Genomic DNA, 19,107 nt, shown 5'->3' on the forward strand with positions numbered 1-19,107 from the left:
CGTTGTCAGTGCCGATCCGTAGGCTCACTGCTGATGCCCACGACACGTGCAACCACCAAGGAACGATCAGCCGTACGAACCCTGCTGCGCCTGTGGCCTTACGTCCGGCCCGTCCGGACCCGGCTGTTCACCGCCGGGTCCGTGGCCGTGGTCGCCTCCTGCGTGGGCCTGGTCATCCCGCTCGTCCTGAAGTGGATGGTGGACGGCCCGGTGGCGGACCGCGACCCGGCGGGCGTATGGCTGGGAGCCCTCTACCTCCTGCTCCTGGGAATCACCGAGGCCCTGCTCTTCGGCCTCCGCCGCTGGCTGGTGGCACGCCCGCTGTCGCACGTGGAGGCGGAGATGCGGGCGGACCTCTACCGCCACCTCCAGCGCCTCCCGGTGGCCTTCCACGACCGCTGGGCCTCGGGCCAGTTGCTCTCCCGCGGCACGACGGACCTGATGCTGCTACGCCAGTTCCTGGCCTTCCCGCTGACCTTCCTGCTGGTCAACGGCGTGACAATCCTGGTCGGCGTGACCATCATGCTGCTCCAGGACTGGACCCTGGGCCTGGTGATCCTGATCCCCGCCGTCCCCGTGATGATCACCTGCGTGATCTTCGAGAAGCGCTACGCCCACGTGGCGCGCCTGGCCCAGGACCAGGTCGGCGACCTCACGACGGTCGTGGAGGAGAGCGTCCTCGGCATCCGCATCATCAAGGGCTTCGGCCGCCACCGCAGCCAGGCAAGGGCATTCCGCACCCTCTCGGGGACCCTGCGGGGAACGGAACTCCGCAAGGCCGGCCTGCTGGCAACGATCTGGGCCGTCATCGTGACGCTCCCGGAGCTGGCGATCGGAGCGGCGCTGGTACTGGGCACGATGCAGGTCGCCGACGGCGACTTGTCCGCAGGAACCCTGGTGGCCTTCCTGTCGACGGCACTCGCACTGAGGTGGCCGGTCGATTCCATCGGCTTCCTGCTGGCGATGAGCCAGGAGGCGGCGACTGCCACGGAACGGTACTTCGAGGTGATGGATGTCCCGCCGGAGGCGGACTCCAGGGGCGCGGGGCTGTGTCGATCTGCGGCTCCGCCGCGGGGCGCGACAAGCCCCCACGCACCCGCACCCGACAACGAAGGCCTCCAGTTCCAAAACGTCCGTTTCCGCTACCCCGACGCCCCCAAAGACTCCCCACCAGTCCTCAACGGCGTAGACCTCCACATCCGCCCAGGCGAATCCATGGCCCTCGTAGGAGCCACAGGCAGCGGCAAAACCACCCTCACCGCCCTCGTCCCCCGCCTCCACGAGCTCACATCCGGCCGCATCACACTCGACGGCGAGGACATCACCGCCATGTCCCGCGAGCAGCTGCGCTCAAAAGTGGCCGTCGCCTTCGAAGAGCCAACCCTCTTCTCAGCCAGCGTCGGCGAAAACGTCCTCATGGGCGCCGACGACACAGCAGGCGCGGCAGACCTCAACCGCGCCCTCTCCGTCGCCCAGGCCGAATTCGCCCACGCCCTCCCCAGCGGCACCGACACCCAGGTGGGCGAACAGGGCCTCAGTCTCTCCGGCGGCCAGCGCCAACGCCTCGCGCTCGCACGAGCCGTCGTAGGAAAGCCGCAGTTCCTCGTGCTGGACGACCCGTTGTCCGCCCTGGACGTCCACACCGAGGCAGCCGTGGAAGCAGCCCTGCGCGACGTACTCGCGGACACCACGGCGCTCATCGTCGCGCACCGCCCCTCCACCGTCCTCCTCGCCGACCGCGTGGCCCTCCTCTCCGGCGGCCGCATCACCGCCGTCGGCACCCACCACGAACTCCTGCGCACGAACGCCGAGTACGCCCACCTCATGTCCGGCACCGGGGAAGCGGAGGACGACCGATGACGGCCCCCACCACATCCGCACCCACGGCCGACGACGACCCGGACCTCCCCCTCCCGAAGGACTCGGCGGACCCCTTCGACAAGGACGTCCTGCCCACTCCCCCCGGCGCCACCGCAGGCCTCCTGCGCTCGCTCCTCACCCCCCTCAAGGCCCGCGTCGCCCTCACCACCCTCCTCCTGCTGCTCCAGCAGGCCGCGGTCCAGGCGGGCCCGCTCCTCGTGGCGTACGCGATCGACAACGCCGTACCGGCGTTCCGCAACCACGACCACGGCCCGCTGATCGCGGTGGCCGTCGGCTATCTCCTGTGCGCGCTGGTCTCCGGCGGCCTCCAGTACGCGTTCGTGCTGGCTTCCGTCGGCGTCAGCCAGGACGTGCTGCTCGACCTGCGCGGCCGTATCTTCCGCCACGCGCAGGCACTCAGCATCGACTTCCACGAGCGGTACACGAGCGGCCGTCTGATCTCCCGCTCCACCACGGACGTGGAGTCCCTGCGCGAGCTCCTCAACGAAGGCCTTCAGGAACTCGTCACCGTCATCCTGTCCTTCGTCTACATCTCGGCGATGCTGCTCTGGCTGGACCTGGGCCTCGGGGCGGTCGCCGTCGCGTCCTTCGTCCCGCTGTATCTGCTGGTACGGCTCTACCAGCGGCGCGCTGTCCGGGTGTACCGGGTCCGCTCCACCGCGATCGCGGCCGTGATCGTGAAGTTCGTCGAGACGATGAACGGCATCCGCCCGGTCCGCGCCTTCCGCCGCGAGGCCGTGAACGACGCCGAGTTCCGCGTGCTCAACCGCCGGCACGAGCGGACGAACGGCGACGCGCTCCTGGAGATGGCCCGCTATGTCGTCGGCTCCCGGCTGGTCGCCAACACGGCCGTCGCGCTGATCGTGCTGTGGGGCGCCTACCGGGTGGCCGGCGGCTCACTGGAACTCGGCGTGCTCGCCGCCGCGGTCCTCTACCTCCGACGCCTGTACGACCCCATCGACCGGCTCGGCATGTTCCTGAACGCGTACCAGTCGGCGGCGGCCTCCCTGGAGAAGATCGCCGGGCTGCTCGCGCAGACGCCGTCCGTGCCGGAACCGTCGACTCCCGTGCAACTCCCGGCACTTGAGGGCGATCACCCGGGCCGCGAGGTCGTCTTCGACGGCGTCCGCTTCGGCTACCGCACCGGCGGCGAGGTGCTGCCCCGCTTCGACCTCACCCTCCCGGCCGGGCAGACGGTCGCGGTGGTCGGCACGACCGGGGCCGGCAAGTCGACCCTGGCCAAGCTGCTGGCCCGCTTCTACGACCCGACGGACGGCCGGGTCCTGCTGGACGGCGTGGACCTGCGCGAGCTGGCCGTGCCCGAACTGCGGCGCGGGGTGGTGATGGTGACGCAGGAGGCGTTCCTGTTCTCCGGCACGGTCGCCGAGAACATCGCCATCGGCCGCCCGGACGCCACCCGCGAGGAGATCGAGCAGGCGGCGAAGGCGATCGGCGCGCACGAGTTCATCAGCGCGCTGCCGGACGGGTACGACACGGACGTACGCAAGCGAGGCGGCCGTATCTCCGCGGGCCAGCGCCAACTCGTCGCCTTCGCACGGGCGTTGCTGGCCGACCCGGCGGTCCTCATCCTCGACGAGGCGACCAGCTCGCTCGACATTCCGGGCGAACGGGCCGTGCAGCGGGCGATGTTGACAGTCCTGCGCGGCCGTACCGCCGTGGTCATCGCCCACCGTCTGTCCACGGTGGAGATCGCCGACCGGGTGCTGGTGATGGAGCACGGGCGGATCGTGGAGGACGGCAGCCCCGCCGAACTCGTCGCGGGCACCGGGCGGTTCGCGGATCTGCACCGGGCGTGGCGGGACAGCCTGGCATAACGACGGAACGGGACGGGGGCACATGATCGACGCGTACGAGGATCCGGGCACGCCCGACCGCCGCGGCGGTTGGCACTACCTGTGGTGGCTGGTCCGCCGCCAGCTCGGCCGATGTACCGCCGGGGCGCTGCTGGCCAGCGTGTGGATGGTGCTGATGGCGGCGGCGCCGTACCTGATGTCCCGGGCGATCGACGACGGTCTGGTGCCCGGTCACCTGGGCACGCTCGCCTGGTGGACCGTGGTGCTGTTCGCGGTCGGGGCGGTCAACGCGTGGCTGAGCATCATGCGCCACCGCACGATGACCCGGGTCCGCCTCGACGCCAACCTCCGCACGGTCAAGGTGGTGGTCGGCCACGCGGTGCGCCTGGGCGCGGCCCTGTCCCGCCGGGCCGGCGCGGGTGAGGTGGTGACGATCGGCGTGGGCGACGTCCAGACGATCTCCCAGGCCCTGACGGTGGTCGGCCCCGGCGCCGGCGCGGTGGTCGTCTACGCCTTCGTCGCGGGCCTCCTCCTCGACATCTCGACGCAGCTCGCGGCGGTGGTCCTCCTCGGCATACCGGTGATCGTCCTGTGCGCGGGCCCGCTGACCGTCCGCCTCCAGAGCGCCGAGTCCGAGTACCGGCAGCGCCAGGGCATTCTGACGGCCCGCATCGGCGACCTGGCGGGCGGCCTCCGCGTCCTCAACGGCCTGGGCGGCAAAGGCCTGTTCGCGGACGCGTTCCGCCAGGACTCCCAGCGCCTCCGCCGCCAGGGCTACCGGGTGGGCGCGGTGGCCAGCTGGATGCAGGCCCTCGGCGTCGGCCTCCCCACCCTGTTCCTGGCGGTGGTGACCTGGCTGGCGGCCCGCCTGACCGCCCAAGGCACCATCAGCATCGGCGAGTTGGTGGCGGTCTACGGCTACGCGTCGGTCCTGGTGGGCCCGGTGGCGTTCTTCATCCAGATGACGTACGACCTCAACAGGGGCGTGGTGGCGGCCCGAAGGGTCGTACGCCTCCTCCACCTGGAACCGGAACCGGACGAAGGCACGACCCCGGCCCCCGCGGAACCGTCCACCCTCCACGACCCGACGTCGGACGTACGAGTCCTACCGGGCCGCCTGACAGCCCTGGTGAGCGCCCGCCCCGGGGAAGCGGCCGAGGTCATCGACCGCCTGGGCCGCTACACACCGTCGACGGCGACCTGGGGCGGAACCCGACTGGACGCGATCCCGCTGGCAGAACTACGAGCCCGCATCCTGGTGGCCGACAACGAGGCAGCGCTGTTCGCAGGCCCCTTGCACGAAGTAATAGGCGCCAGTGGAGCGCCCCAATGGGGCGCGGGGCTGTATCTATTTGCGGCTCCGCCGCGGGGCGCGACAAGCCACAACGCACCCGCACACGCCACACAACAACCCGAGGCAACCCCTCTGGCGCAATCAATCCACGCAGCCGCAGCCGAGGACATCGTCCAAGCACTCCCCGACGGAATCCACTCACCGATAGACGCAGAGGCCCGCAACCTCTCCGGCGGCCAACGCCAACGCATCCGCCTGGCCCGAGCCCTCCTCACCGACCCGGAAGTCCTCCTGGCCGTGGAACCGACGTCGGCACTGGACGCCCACACAGAGGCCACCGTCGCACAGCGGCTGCGCATCGCACGCGAAGGCCGCACAACACTCGTGGCCACGACATCCCCCCTGGTCCTGGACCGCGTCGACACCGTGCTGTACCTGGTCGACGGCAAACTCGCGGCGGCCGGCCCCCACCGTCGGCTGCTGGCGGACCAGCCCGGATACCGGGCGCTGGTGGCCCGGGACGCCGACGAGGAGGTCGTACGGTGACAACGGGCCATCTCCCCGCCACAGGCCATCTCCCCGTCGCGGACCCCGCCCTCGTACGACGGGCCACGGTCCGCCTGATGCGAGCCGACGGCCGGGCCTTCACCGCCGCCCTGATCCTCAACGCCCTCGCCGCCGCGGCCGGCCTCGGCGGCCCGTGGCTGCTCGGCAGGATCGTCGACGAGGTGCGGGCCGGCCACGGAGTGGACGCCGTCGACCGTCTCACGCTCGGCATCCTCGTCTGCTCCGCCGCCCAGCTCCTCCTCGCCCGCTGGGCCCGCTACGTCGGCCACCGCTTCGGCGAACGCACCCTCGCCCGGGTCCGCGAGGAGTTCGTCGACCGCGCCCTCGCCCTGCCCGCATCCGTCGTGGAGCGGGCCGGCGCCGGCGACCTGACGGCCCGCGGCACCGCCGACGTCAGCACCGTCGGCTACACGCTCCGCGACGTCGGCCCCGAACTCCTCGTCAGCGGTGTGCAGGCGCTGTTCGTGATGGGCGCCGTCTTCGTCATCGACCCCGTGCTCGGCCTCTTCGGCGTCCTCGGCCTGACCCCGATCTGGTTCGCGCTGCGCTGGTATCTGCGCCGCGCCCGGGACGGCTATCTCGCCGAGGGCGCGGCCACCTCCGAGGTCGCCGAGATCCTCGCGGCGACGGCGTCGGGGGCCCGCACGGTGGAGGCGTTCCGGCTCCAGGAACGGCGGATCGCGGCGAGCCGGGACGCGCTGGACAAGTCGAAGCGGACGCGCCTGTACACGCTGTTCCTGCGCTCGGTGTTCTTCCCGGCGGTCGAGGTGTCGTACACCGTCCCGGTGGCCGGTGTGCTCCTGGTCGGCGGTGTCCTGCACGCGCGCGGCGCGGTCGGCGTGGGTGACGTCGTCGCGGCAGCGCTGTATCTGCGGCAGTTCACCGAGCCGCTGGACCAGATCCTGATGCGGGTCGAGCAACTCCAGAGCAGCAGCGCCTCGTTCGCTCGGGTGGAGGGGCTGGCCGCCGCTCCGAGGAGCACGCCCGACGGCGACTCCCCCGTGCCCGCCGACGACCGTATCGACGTGACCGGTGTGCGGTACGCCTACGACCGCGGCGGCGAGGTGCTGCGCGGGGTGGACCTGACCGTGCGGCCCGGGGAGCGGCTCGCGGTCGTGGGCCCGTCCGGCGCCGGGAAGACCACGCTCAGCCGGCTCCTCGCGGGCGTCGACGCGCCGACCGAGGGCACGGTGACCGTCGGCGGTGTGCCCGTCGTCGGCCTCGGCCCCGAGCAGCTGCGCCGCCAGGTCGTGCTGGTCACGCAGGAGCACCACGTGTTCCTCGGCACGGTCCGGCAGAACCTCCTCATCGCCGAACCGGCCGCCACGGACGAGGAGTTGTGGGCGGCGCTCACCGCGGTCGGCGCCGACGAGTGGGTACGGGAGCTGCCCGACGGCCTCGACACGGCGCTGGGCGAGGGTGGCCGCCGTACGGACGGCTCGCAGGCCCAGCAACTCGCCCTCGCCCGGGTCGTGCTGGCCGACCCGCACACGCTGATCCTCGACGAGGCCACGGCGTTGCTCGACCCGACCACGGCCCGGCACACCGAGCGCGCCCTGGCCGCCGTACTGGAGGGCCGTACCGTCATCGCGATCGCGCACCGCCTGCACACTGCGCACGACGCGGACCGGGTGGCCGTGATGGAGGACGGCGAACTGACCGAACTCGGCACGCACGAGGAGCTGGTGGCGGCGGAGGGGGCGTACGCGGCGCTGTGGCACACCTGGCACGGCGAACGGACCTAGGCCCTGTTTGGGAGCCTGCCCGTCTCACACCGCGTCCGGCCCCCGCTCCCGCGTCCTGATGCGCACCACCTCCTCCACCGGTGTCACCCACACCGTGCCGCCGCCCGTGCCGCGGGTGCCCGCGGCACGGATGACGCGGACCAGGTCGGCGGCGTCGAAGTCGAGGGTGAGGATGTCGAGGCGGAGCTGGGGCGCGAGGTTCACCCGGTACTCGCTGCCCCGGTAGATCTCCACCCGTACGGTCCTGGGCTCATAGGCCCGTACCTCTGTCACGGTCACTCCGCGCACCCCGAAGGACTGCAGCGCCTTCATGACGTCGGGGACGCGGTGCGGGGGGAGGACCGCGGTGACGAGCTTCACCACGCCCTCAGCTTCCCCTCCTCAGCCGGAGTCCGGTTCCGCCGTCTCCTTCTGCGGCTGCGGGGCGATCGGAGCCGCGGCCACCGAAACCGGTTCCGCGGCGGACGCCACCGCGGACTCCGCCGGGTACGCCTCCTCGTCGTGCACCGCGAGGTCGCCGCTCTCCAGCGCCGCGTCGGGCGCCCGGAGTTTCACGAACAGGCCGAGCCCCTTGAGGATCAGGAAGGTCATCACCGCGTCGTAGACGATGACGGTGCCGGCCGCGCCCGCCTGCTTCCACAGCTGGTCGAGGTTGCCGTACAGCCAGCCGCTGGTGGACCAGGCGGTGGAGCCGTCCTTGTTGAGGTACACCGCCATGGCCGGGTCGGCGAAGACGCCGACCAGCATGCCGCCGGCGAGGCCCGCGATGCCGTGGGTGTACACCACGCCCAGCGCGTCGTCGACCTTCGAGAACGGCTTCACCTTCGACAGGTAGTTCCAGGCCAGCCAGACGATCGACGACGCGATGACGCCGATGTAGATCGCGCCGATGCCGGTGACGAAGCCGGCCGCGGGGGTGATGGCCACCAGCCCGACGATCATGCCGTTGATCGCGCCGAGGAAGGTCGGCTTGCGCTGCGGGCCCACCGCCATGTCCCACACCACCCACGTCAGCAGCGCGACCGCCGTACAGAGGTTGGTGTTGAGGACCGCGGCGGCGGCGTTGTGGCCGCCGAAGTACATGTCGCCGCCGTTGAAGCCGTTCCAGCCGAGCCAGAGGATGCCCGCGCCGACGGCGACCATGGGGAGGTTGTTGGGGACGCCGTGGGCGCGGTCGCGGGCCAGGCGCGGGCCGATCACCGCCGCGGCCACGAACCCCGAAGTGCCGGCGGCGAGGTGGATGACGTAACCGCCGGAGTAGTCGAGCGCGCCCTTGCCCGCCCACCAGCCGCCGCCCCACAGGAGGAAGGCGTTGACGGTGTAGACGAGGGTCGACCACAGGGGGACGAAGAGCAGCCAGGCGCGGATGTTCATGCGGCCGATGACGCTGCCCATGAACAGGAGCGGCGTGATCGCCGCGAACGCGAAGTGGAAGTACGCCAGCGTGGACTGGGAGAAACGGAAACTCGGCATCAGGGCGTTGCCGTTGACGAGCGGGATGTACGCCTGCTGCTGCTCGCTCGCCGATCCGACGATGGTGCCGGGGCGGCCGACGAAGGCGCCGAGGATGCCGGGCCAGTGGGAGTTGAGGGGCTCGCCGAACCCCATCTTGAACTCCCAGAGCACCCAGCCGACCAGGACCAGCGAGAAGCCCGTGAAGGCCATGAACATGGTGTTCACGACCCACTTGCGCTGGACCAGGCCGCCGTAGAGGATCGCGATACCGGGGATGCTCATCAGCCCGACGAGCGTGGCCGCGACGAGTTGCCAGGCGTTGTCGCCGGCGTCGAGCCATGAGGGATAGGGGATCACTGCACCGTCAACTCCCCTCGTGGGAGCGGCGGTCCGGCGACCGCCGGTTGGACGGCAGGATCCTGCCGGATCTGTTGCGCCTCAGTTCCGGGGGCATGTCAGCGCGGCAAATTTCCGCTCACGATCCAACAGCGGGTCCGCATAACGAACATGAACAACCGGACAACGAACCATTTCCGGCCAAGTTCCTGACGCGCTCCTGACAGGGCGCAAATCTCCTGCCACCCTTCCCACAGCTTCAACACAGCAACCCCACAGCTCCACCCCGGTTCTGCCCGGACGGTCGACCCACCGTCCGGATCTCCCCTGGCCGCACAACCCGCGGCCACGCAGAAGGAGTCAGTGTTGAGAAGCAGTTCCTCTCGCAGACGCACCTCCCACATCGTCGCCGTCGCCGGCGTCACCGCGCTGCTCGCCGCGGCCGTCCAGGCGGGCGCCGCGTCCGCCGCCCCGGCCCAGGCACCCTCCACGTCCAAGGCCCACGCGGCCGTGAAGCTCACCCCGTCCCAGCGCGCCGAGCTGATACGCGACGCCGACGCGGCGAAGGCGGCCACCGCCAGGGACATCGGTCTCGGCGCCAAGGAGAAGCTGGTCGCCCGTGACGTCGTCAAGGACGCCGACGGCACGCTGCACACCCGCTACGAGCGCACGTACGCGGGCCTGCCGGTGCTCGGCGGCGACCTGGTCGTCGACACCGCCAAGTCGGGCGCCACCAAGGGCGTCATCAAGGCGACGAACGCCGCCCTCAAGGTCTCGGACGTCACCCCGGACATCACGAAGGCCGCCGCCGAGCAGCAGGCCGTGACCCGCGCCAAGGCCCTCGGCGGGACCAAGGCGTCCGCCGACAGCGCCCGCAAGGTGATCTGGGCCGCCACCGGCAAGCCGGTCCTCGCCTACGAGACGGTCATCGGCGGCTTCCAGGACGACAGCACGCCGAACCAGCTGCACGTCGTCTCGGACGCGACCACCGGCAAGAAGCTCTACGAGTTCCAGGCCGTCGAGAACGCCACCGGTACCGGCAACACCCAGTACAGCGGCACGGTCTCGCTGACGACGACCCAGTCGGGCTCGAACTACAACCTGACCGACGGGGACCGCGGCAACCACAAGACGTACAACCTGAACCACGGCACGTCCGGCACCGGGACGCTGTTCTCGCAGACCAGCAACACCTGGGGCAACGGCACCACGTCGAACGCGGCCACCGCGGGCGCGGACGCCCACTACGGCGCCGCGGTCACCTGGGACTTCTACAAGAACACCTTCGGCCGCTCGGGCATCAAGAACAACGGCGTCGGCGCCTACTCCCGCGTCCACTACGGCAACTCGTACGTGAACGCCTTCTGGGACGACAGCTGCTTCTGCATGACGTACGGCGACGGCTCCGGCAACGCGGACCCGCTGACCTCGCTGGACGTGGCGGGCCACGAGATGAGCCACGGCGTGACCAGCAACACCGCCGGCCTCAACTACAGCGGTGAGTCGGGCGGGTTGAACGAGGCGACCTCCGACATCTTCGGCACGGGTGTGGAGTTCTACGCGGCCAACTCGTCCGACCCGGGTGACTACCTCATCGGCGAGAAGATCGACATCAACGGCGACGGCACCCCGCTGCGCTACATGGACAAGCCCAGCAAGGACGGCTCGTCCAAGGACAGCTGGTACTCCGGCATCGGGTCGATCGACGTGCACTACTCGTCGGGTCCCGCGAACCACTTCTTCTACCTGCTGAGCGAGGGCAGCGGCGCCAAGGTCATCAACGGCGTCAGCTACAACTCGCCCACCGCGGACGGGCTTCCGGTCACCGGCATCGGCCGCGACAAGGCGCTGCAGATCTGGTACCGCGCGCTGACCACGAAGTTCACCTCCACCACCAACTACGCGGGCGCCCGCACCGGCACCCTCGCGGCGGCCGGTGAGCTGTACGGCACCACCTCCGCCGAGTACAAGGCGGTGCAGGACGCGTGGGCGGGCGTCGCGGTCGGAGCGCGCTCCGGCGGGGGCGGCGGCACCGGGACGTCGTACGAGAGCACCACGCCCGTGTCGATCCCGGACAACGGGCCCCAGGTGACCTCGTCGATCACCGTCTCCGGCCGGACCGGAAACGCACCCTCCAACTTGCAGGTGACGCCGAACATCACCCACACCTGGCGCGGTGACCTGGTCATCGATCTGATCGGTCCGTCGGGCACCGCGTACCGCCTGAAGAACTTCAGCTCCTCCGACTCGGCGGACAACGTGACGGACACCTACACGGTGAACGCCTCGTCCGAATCGGCCAATGGCACCTGGAAGCTGCGGGTGCAGGACCAGGCCGCACAGGACGTCGGCACGATCAACAGCTGGAAGCTGACCTTCCCGTAGACCGCAGGCCGCGAGTGGTCCCAAGCGGCCCCTCGGCCCCGGTTCAAGGCGCCGTCCCGGTGGTTCGACTCCCCGGGGCGGCGCCCTCTTTTTGCCACCCTCTTACGCACCGATGATTGCGGCTTTACCCAGGTCAACCCGGTTTACATTCCAGCAATGTTCACCCTGGGGTCGTTTTTCGGCCAACATCACTTGAGGGTCCTGACATGTACGCGCCTTGATGTCACTCTTCCTCACAACCGCCGCACAACTTCACAGCAACCCCTTGCCCGGCAGCCCCACTCCGGGCCAGGACTCCCCCACCACAAGGAGCTTGTGTGACCCCCCTCTACGCGCGTCACAAGCGCTCGACTCTGGCCATCGCGACCGCTGTCGCCGCCGGAGCCCTGCTCACCACCGGTCTGACCACCGGTGTGGCCTCCGCCGCCCCGACCCAGGCGGACACGGCCAGTGCCCGGCCGGCCGCCGCGGCCGCCGCGCTCTCGAACGCCTCCCGTGTCTCGCTCATCCAGAAGGCCGAGGCCGGCGCCGCCGAGACCGCCCAGAACATAGGCCTCGGCACCAAGGAGAAGCTGGTCGTCAAGGACGTCGTCAAGGACGCCGACGGCACGGTGCACACCCGCTACGAGCGCACCTACGCGGGCCTGCCGGTCCTCGGCGGCGACCTGGTCGTCGCGACGAAGGACGGCAGGACCGCGAGCGTCACCAAGGCGACGAAGGCGGCCATCAAGGTGGCCTCGCTGAAGCCGGCCATCACCACCGCCAAGGCGGAGAAGCAGGCGCTGACCGCCGCCAAGGCCGCGGGCTCGGACAAGACCGCCGCGGACAAGGCCCGCAAGGTCATCTGGGCCGGCTCGGGCACGCCCGTCCTCGCCATCGAGACCGTCGTCGGCGGCCTCCAGGACGACGGCACCCCGAACGCGCTGCACGTCATCACCGACGCCGCGACCGGCAAGAAGCTCTACGAGTACCAGGCCATCGAGAACGCGACCGGTACCGGCAAGACGCTGTACTCGGGCACGGTCAGCCTGACCACCACCCTGTCGGGTTCGACGTACCAGCTGTACGACACCACCCGCGGCGGTCACAAGACCTACAACCTGAAGCACACCACGTCCTCCGGCACGGGCACGCTGTTCACCGACGCCGACAACACGTGGGGCACCGGTGCCGCGTCCAGCTCCACCACGGACCAGACCGCCGCCGCCGACGCCGCCTACGGCGCGCAGGAGACCTGGGACTTCTACAAGGCCACCTTCGGCCGCTCCGGCATCAAGAACGACGGTGTCGGCGCCTACTCCCGCGTCCACTACGGCAGCTCGTACGTCAACGCCTTCTGGGACGACGACTGCTTCTGCATGACCTACGGCGACGGCGAGTCCAACACGCACCCGCTGACCTCGCTGGACGTGGCCGGTCACGAGATGAGCCACGGCGTCACCGCCAACACCGCGGGCCTGAACTACAGCGGTGAGTCCGGCGGCCTCAACGAGGCCACCTCGGACATCTTCGGCACCGGCGTGGAGTTCTACGCGGCCAACGCGTCCGACCCGGGTGACTACCTCATCGGCGAGAAGATCGACATCAACGGCGACGGCACCCCGCTGCGCTACATGGACAAGCCCAGCAAGGACGGCGGCTCGGCGGACTACTGGTCCTCCTCCGTCGGCAACCTGGACGTCCACTACTCGTCCGGCGTCGCGAACCACTTCTTCTACCTCCTCTCGGAGGGCAGCGGTTCGAAGACGATCAACGGCGTGACCTACAACTCGCCGACGTACAACGGCTCCACGGTCACCGGCATCGGCCGCGCCAAGGCGCTGCAGATCTGGTACAAGGCGCTGACCGAGTACTTCACCTCCACCACCAAGTACTCGGGCGCCCGCACCGGCACCCTGAGCGCCGCCGCGGCCCTGTACGGCTCCACCAGCACCGAGTACGCGGCGGTCAAGGCGGCCTGGACGGCCGTGAACGTCAGCTAGCCCGAGGGGGGTTGGCGGGCGGCACCCGGGACGAAGGCATTCCCGGGTGCCGCCCTACTCTTGTGTCCCATGCGCATGGAGGACTTCACGTACGACGACGTCGGCGCGACCCGCGAGCCCGGGTTCTGCCCACCGGGCTTCCACGCCCTCGACGTGCGCACGCGCATCGGCGAGGGCGAGAAGGCCTTCCGCAGAGCGGCCGAGGCGGTGCTGACCTGGGAGATGCACCGGGAGCTGGGCGTGGGCGTCGACGCGAGCGCGGACCGGGCCGCCGAGGACGTCGACGTAACCGTCACCCTCGCCGGCATGATCAAGGCCCCGTGCCGTGTCGTCTACACGGTCGACGAACCCCGCCGCGCCGGCTGGGCGTACGGCACGCTGACCGGACACCCGGAGTGCGGCGAGGAGTCCTTCGTTGTGGAACGCACCGGCGACGGCACGGTCTGGCTGACCGTGACCGCCTTCAGCCGCGCGGCCAAGTGGTACGCGAGGGCCGGCGGCCCGGCGACACGGGGGCTGCAGAACGCGTACGCGCGGCGCTGCGGCAAGGTCCTGCAGAGGCTGTGCGCCCCCGTGTCGGAGTTCTAGAGCTCACTCACTCGGTTTTCGATTTCACCGGAACAGCACCCCCGCCCCCTCCGCGGCCTCCTCCGAAGGGACCGCCACCAGGCCCAACTCCGCGCCGGACGCGAGGAGTCGGTGGTCGGGGAGGATGCGGACCGTGTAGCCGTAGGGTCCCGTGCGCTCCAGGGAGAGCGGGCCCTCGTACACCCAGCGGCCCTCCGGGTCCGCGCCGCCCGCCGGTTTCAGCGGCACGGTCGTCGCGTCCGCGATGTGGTCCTCCGGGTCCACGCGGCCGGAGACGACCTGCACCTCCACGTCGTCCGGGCTCAGTTCGCCGAGGCCCACCCGCACCCGCAGCCCGAGCGTCGTGCCGAGCTCCGCGGTGGCCGTGGCGGCCGAGGTCTCCACGTGGTCGACGGTCACCCCGTGCCACGCGGCCCGTACCCGCCCCTTCCAGGCGGCGAGTTCACGCGCGGAGTCGGGGTCCATCGCGCGGTGGGCGTGCGCGGCCGGCGTGTAGAGGCGCTCCACGTACTCGCGGACCATGCGGCCGGCCAGCACCTTCGGGCCGAGGTGGGTCAGCGTCTGGCGGACCATCGCGATCCAGCGGTCGGGCAGCCCGTGCTGTCCGCGCTCGTAGAAGCGGGGCGCGACCCGCTGTTCGAGGAGGTCGTAGAGGGCGTCGGCCTCTATGGCGTCCCGGCGGTCGGGGTCGGTGCCCATGCCGTCGGCGGTGGGGATCGCCCAGCCGAAGTCGGGCTGGAACCACTCGTCCCACCAGCCGTCCAGGACCGAGAGGTTGAGGCAGCCGTTGAGCGCCGCCTTCATGCCGGACGTGCCGCAGGCCTCCAGCGGGCGCAGCGGGTTGTTCAGCCAGATGTCGCAGCCGGGGTAGAGCTTCTGCGCCATCGCCATGCCGTAGTCGGGCAGGAAGACGATCCGGTGCCGCACCCGCGGATCGTCCGCGAACCGCACCAGCTCCTGCACGAGCCGTTTGCCCCCGTCGTCCGCCGGATGCGCCTTGCCGGCGACGACGATCTGGATCGGCCGCTCGGGGTGCAGCAGCAGGTCCATCAGCCGGTCGCGGTCGCGCAGCATCAGCGTCAGGCGTTTGTACGAGGGGACGCGCCGCGCGAATCCGATGGTGAGGACGTCCGGGTCGAGGACCCCGTCGATCCAGCCCAACTCGGCGGTGCCCGCCCCGCGTTGCCGCCAGGAGGCGCGCAGCCGCTCGCGCACCTCGTCGACGAGCTGCTCGCGCAGGCTGCGGCGCAGCTCCCAGATGTCCTGGTCGGGGATGTCGCCGACGGCGTCCCAGCGGTCGGAGCCGCCGACGGTCATCGCGTCCTCGGTGCGCTGGGCGCCGATCTGCCGTGCGCCGAGCCGGAAGACCTCGGGGGCGACCCAGGTGGGGGCGTGGACGCCGTTGGTGACGGAGGTGATCGGCACCTCGTCCGGGTCGAACCCGGGCCAGAGCCCGGAGAACATCTCCCGGCTGACCTGCCCGTGCAACAGCGAGACACCGTTGGCGCGTTGGCCCAGGCGCAGGCCCATCACGGCCATGTTGAAGAGGTTGGGTTCGCCGCCGGGGTAGGTCTCCATGCCGAGCCGCAGGACGCGTTCGACGTCGATGCGCGGGAGTTCGGCCTCGGGGCCGAAGTGGTGGGCGACGAGCTCGCGGTCGAAGCGGTCGATGCCGGCCGGGACGGGGGTGTGCGTGGTGAACACGGTCCCCGCGCGCACCGCTTCCAGCGCGGAGTCGAAGTCCAGCCCCTCGGCGCAGAGTTCGGCGATGCGCTCCAGGCCGAGGAAGCCGGCATGGCCCTCGTTGGTGTGGAAGACCTCCGGCGCCGGGTGACCGGTCAGCCGGCAGTACGTCCGCACCGCGCGCACGCCCCCTATGCCGAGCAGCATCTCCTGCAGCAGCCGGTGCTCGCTGCCGCCGCCGTAGAGCCGGTCGGTCACCCCGCGTTCGCCGACGTCGTTCTCCTCGACATCGGAGTCGAGCATCAGCAGCGGGACGCGGCCGACCTGGGCGAGCCAGATACGGGCGTGCAGCTGTTTGCCGCCGGGGAGGGCGAGGGAGACGCGGGCGGGGGTGCCGTCGGACTCCTTGAGCAGCGCCACCGGCAGCTCGTTGGGGTCGAGGACCGGGTAGTGCTCCTGCTGCCAGCCGTCCCGGGACAGGGACTGGCGGAAGTAGCCGTGCCGGTAGAGCAGGCCGACCCCGATCAGCGGGACGCCCAGGTCGCTGGCGGACTTGAGATGGTCGCCGGCCAGGATGCCGAGGCCGCCGGAGTACTGCGGCAGGGCGGCCGTGATGCCGAACTCGGGCGAGAAGTAGGCGACGGCGGCGGGGAGTTCACCGGGCTGGGCCTGGTACCAGCGGTCGCCGGTGACGTAGTCGTGGAGATCGTCCGCGACCTCCGTGAGCCGGCGCAGGAAGCGGCGGTCCTCGGCGAGTTCTGCCAGCCGTGCCGGCGACACACTGCCCAGGAGCCGTACGGGATCTCCGTCCGAGGCGGCCCAGCGCTCGGGGTCGACGGACTGGAACAGGTCGCGGGTCTCCGTGTGCCAGGACCAGCGCAGGTTGCGGGCCAGGTTGCTGAGCGGCAGGAGGGGTTCTGGCAGGACGGGTCGGACGGTAAAGCGACGGATAGCCTTCACTTGCCACCTCGTCAGGCGTGCGGAAGAGGACGCACCGCGGTGTGCGTCCCGTCGTCATCTCCGACGGTATCGGGGACAGGCCCCTCGTAACCACGGCACGTCGAACGGCACCGCACACTCGTACAGAGTCCGGAACTCGCCGCAACCTTCACGGATCCCCCATGGCCGACATGGCCGATTCCGCCCCCGTAGGCCCCCTTGTGGCGCTTCACACCGCACGAGACGCTGCCGAATGGAGTCAAAGGGAGGGGAACTCGACCATGACGCGGACGCGAACGCGGCGTCTGCGCTGGGCAGCGGGACTGACCGCGGTGGCCTGCGCCGCCACGCTGTCGGCCACCACCCTGCCCGCGCACGCCGTACCGGAGGGGCGGATACTCGGCGCCGGTGAGCCCGGTTCCGTCGGCGGAAGTTACCTGGTGACACTCAAGGGGGGTGCGAAGGCTCCGTCGGCCGCCGGTAAGGGCATAGCCGAGAAATACGGGGCGAAAATAAGCCACACCTACGGCACGGTCCTCAACGGCTACTCGATCAGGGCCGACGAGAGACAGGCGAAGCGGCTCGCCGCGGACTCACAGGTCGCCTCGGTCGTCCAGGACACCCGCGTGAGCCTCGACCACACGCAGAAGAACCCGCCGTCCTGGGGCCTGGACCGGATCGACCAGCAGGGCCTGCCGCTGGACAAGAGCTACACCTGGCCCGAGTCGGCGGGCGCCGGGGTGACCGCGTACGTCATCGACACCGGCATCCGGATCAGCCACAAGGACTTCGGCGGCCGCGCGAGCTACGGCTGGGACTTCGTCGGAAACGACAAGACCGCCTCCGACGGCAACGGCCACGGCACCCACGTCGCCGGCACGATCGTCGGCACGAAGTACGGCGTGGCCAAGAAGGCCAAGGTCGTCGCCGTCCGGGTCCTGGACAACGACGGCTCCGGTACGACGGCCCAGGTCATCGCGGGCATCGACTGGGTGACCAAGCACGCGAGGAAGCCAGCGGTCGCCAACCTCAGCCTGGGCGGCTACCACAACGCCCAGCTCGACACCGCCGTACGCAACTCGATCGCGTCCGGCGTCACCTACGCCGTCGCCGCCGGGAACGACGGCCTGCCCGCCGCGCTCTACTCCCCGGCGGACGTACGGGAGGCGATCACGGTCGGCGCGACCGACAGGACGGACGCACGGGCGAGCTTCTCCAACTTCGGCTCGGCCGTCGACCTGTTCGCCCCGGGAGTCTCGATCACCTCCGCCTCGTACGCGAGCGACACCGGAAAGGCCACCTTCTCCGGTACGTCGATGGCGACACCGCACGTCACGGGCACGGCCGCGCTCTATCTGGCCGACCATCCGACGGCCACGCCGGCCCAGGTCGCCAAGGCGCTGGTCAAGCTGGCGGTGTCCGGAAAGGTCTCCGGCCGCGGCCTCGGCTCGCCGGACGAACTGCTCCAGGTACCGCCGTCGTAACAAGCAGGTCCGAGACGGCCCCGTTCGTTCACGAACGGGGCCGGTCTTGTGTGTAGACATACGCGTGAGTAGTTAACAAAGTTCCGGAATGCTCACCCGAAAAGGGTGGGAAGGCTCCTCCGGTACGTTGCACGATAGACCCCACGCAGGACCCCCTCCCCATAACCATCCGCCCACCCACGTTGACGCGGACAGGAGCGGTCATGCCCGCCACGCACCACTCGTCGGCACCCCCGACACCCCGTACCGAACCGCCCTTCACGCCCCAGGCCACCGCCGGCATCGGGCGCATACCCGTCCTCGACGTCCGCCCGGTCGTCCAGCACGGCCGCAGGCCCGCCAAGGCCGTCACCGGCGAGTCCTTCGAGATCTCGGCCACGGTCTTCCGCGAGGGCCATGACGCGGTCGCCGCCAATGTCGTCCTGACCGGTCCCGACGGCAGTCCGGGCCCCTGGACGCCGATGCGCGAGCTGGCCCCCGGCACCGACCGCTGGGGCGCCACCGTCACCGCCGGCGACCCCGGCCACTGGACGTACACCGTCGAGGCCTGGGGCGACCCGATCACCACCTGGCGCCACCACGCCCAGATCAAGATCCCCGCGGGGATGGACACGGAGCTGGTGCTGGAGGAGGGGGCGCGGCTGTACGAACGGGCGGCCGAGGGGATCCCGCCAGTGCCATGTGACATAGTACTGAGCGCCGTGGACGCCCTCCGCGACGAGGCCCGCCCCGCCGCCTCCCGCCTCGCGGCGGCGTTGACCCCGGAGGTGGACGCGGTCCTGGCCGCGCATCCGCTGCGGGAGTTCGTCACCGCCTCCGACACCCTCCCCCTCCTGGTCGAGCGGGAGCGGGCGCTGTTCGGGTCCTGGTACGAGTTCTTCCCCCGCTCCGAGGGCACCCCCGAGCAGCCGCACGGCACCTTCCGCACCGCCGCCCGCCGCCTGCCCGCGATCG

The 19,107-nt window shown here is 70.6% G+C and carries 12 protein-coding genes; 9 read left to right on the top strand and 3 right to left on the bottom strand.

Translation table 11 applies throughout. The features are described 5' to 3' along the window. Positions 1-33: 33 nt before the first annotated feature. From ABZ848_RS36495 to ABZ848_RS36510, 4 genes are read left to right on the top strand one after another with little or no spacing between them, the layout of a single operon-like run. Positions 34-1,860: an ABC transporter ATP-binding protein gene (locus ABZ848_RS36495; RefSeq protein ID WP_360838916.1), complete on the top strand. Its 1,827-nt coding sequence runs from the start codon at positions 34-36 to the stop codon at positions 1,858-1,860. Then, positions 1,857-3,716, top strand: a complete 1,860-nt coding sequence (locus ABZ848_RS36500; protein ID WP_360838917.1) for an ABC transporter ATP-binding protein — start codon at positions 1,857-1,859, stop codon at positions 3,714-3,716. The genes ABZ848_RS36495 and ABZ848_RS36500 overlap by 4 nt, the downstream gene beginning before the upstream one ends. Before the next feature lie 22 nt (positions 3,717-3,738). After that, the gene (locus tag ABZ848_RS36505) at positions 3,739-5,535 is read left to right on the top strand and encodes an ABC transporter ATP-binding protein (RefSeq protein WP_360838919.1); all 1,797 of its coding nucleotides are present in this window, start codon (positions 3,739-3,741) and stop codon (positions 5,533-5,535) included. Next, positions 5,532-7,301, top strand: a complete 1,770-nt coding sequence (locus ABZ848_RS36510) for an ABC transporter ATP-binding protein (protein ID WP_360838921.1) — start codon at positions 5,532-5,534, stop codon at positions 7,299-7,301. The genes ABZ848_RS36505 and ABZ848_RS36510 overlap by 4 nt, the downstream gene beginning before the upstream one ends. A 24-nt stretch (positions 7,302-7,325) precedes the next feature. Here ABZ848_RS36510 and ABZ848_RS36515 read toward each other — a convergent pair whose 3' ends face one another. Together ABZ848_RS36515 and ABZ848_RS36520 are read right to left on the bottom strand one after the other, a co-directional pair. Next, positions 7,326-7,661 carry a P-II family nitrogen regulator gene (locus tag ABZ848_RS36515; protein WP_360838944.1) on the bottom strand — a complete coding sequence of 112 codons (336 nt, stop codon included), beginning with the start codon at positions 7,659-7,661 and terminating at the stop codon, positions 7,326-7,328. 21 nt (positions 7,662-7,682) lie between these two features. Continuing rightward, positions 7,683-9,113, bottom strand: a complete 1,431-nt coding sequence (locus ABZ848_RS36520) for an ammonium transporter (protein ID WP_360838922.1) — start codon at positions 9,111-9,113, stop codon at positions 7,683-7,685. A gap of 345 nt (positions 9,114-9,458) precedes the next feature. On the opposite strand from ABZ848_RS36520, the gene ABZ848_RS36525 reads away from it, so the two are divergent. The 3 genes from ABZ848_RS36525 (at position 9,459) to ABZ848_RS36535 (ending at position 14,047) form a co-directional block, all read left to right on the top strand. Next, the gene (locus ABZ848_RS36525) at positions 9,459-11,477 is read left to right on the top strand and encodes a M4 family metallopeptidase (protein ID WP_360838923.1); all 2,019 of its coding nucleotides are present in this window, start codon (positions 9,459-9,461) and stop codon (positions 11,475-11,477) included. Positions 11,478-11,794: 317 nt separating this feature from the next. Beyond that, entirely contained in the window at positions 11,795-13,459 is a 1,665-nt protein-coding gene (locus ABZ848_RS36530; RefSeq protein WP_360838925.1) for a M4 family metallopeptidase, read from the top strand. Between the two features lie 69 nt (positions 13,460-13,528). Continuing rightward, the gene (locus ABZ848_RS36535) at positions 13,529-14,047 is read left to right on the top strand and encodes a DUF1990 domain-containing protein (RefSeq protein ID WP_360838926.1); all 519 of its coding nucleotides are present in this window, start codon (positions 13,529-13,531) and stop codon (positions 14,045-14,047) included. Positions 14,048-14,071: 24 nt separating this feature from the next. Here ABZ848_RS36535 and ABZ848_RS36540 read toward each other — a convergent pair whose 3' ends face one another. Continuing rightward, the gene (locus ABZ848_RS36540; protein ID WP_360838928.1) at positions 14,072-16,690 is read right to left on the bottom strand and encodes a glycosyltransferase family 1 protein; all 2,619 of its coding nucleotides are present in this window, start codon (positions 16,688-16,690) and stop codon (positions 14,072-14,074) included. 260 nt (positions 16,691-16,950) lie between these two features. Here ABZ848_RS36540 and ABZ848_RS36545 point away from each other — a divergent pair, with 260 nt between their 5' ends. Both ABZ848_RS36545 and ABZ848_RS36550 read left to right on the top strand, forming a co-directional pair. After that, entirely contained in the window at positions 16,951-18,153 is a 1,203-nt protein-coding gene (locus tag ABZ848_RS36545; protein ID WP_360838930.1) for a S8 family peptidase, read from the top strand. Positions 18,154-18,356: 203 nt separating this feature from the next. After that, on the top strand, positions 18,357-19,107 hold a 751-nt coding region (locus ABZ848_RS36550; protein WP_360838932.1), incomplete at its 3' end, for a maltotransferase domain-containing protein.

Origin of the sequence: Streptomyces sp. NPDC047081 (assembly GCF_040643775.1) — a bacterium.
In the GTDB taxonomy this organism is placed as follows: Bacteria; Actinomycetota; Actinomycetes; order Streptomycetales; family Streptomycetaceae; genus Streptomyces.

Coding starts and splice junctions, on each gene's coding strand:
- ABZ848_RS36545 (WP_360838930.1), top strand. CDS start 16,951: ATGACGCGGACGCGAACGCGGCGTCTGCGCTGGGCAGCGGGACTGACC.
- ABZ848_RS36495 (WP_360838916.1), top strand. CDS start 34: ATGCCCACGACACGTGCAACCACCAAGGAACGATCAGCCGTACGAACC.
- ABZ848_RS36535 (WP_360838926.1), top strand. CDS start 13,529: ATGCGCATGGAGGACTTCACGTACGACGACGTCGGCGCGACCCGCGAG.
- ABZ848_RS36505 (WP_360838919.1), top strand. CDS start 3,739: ATGATCGACGCGTACGAGGATCCGGGCACGCCCGACCGCCGCGGCGGT.
- ABZ848_RS36500 (WP_360838917.1), top strand. CDS start 1,857: ATGACGGCCCCCACCACATCCGCACCCACGGCCGACGACGACCCGGAC.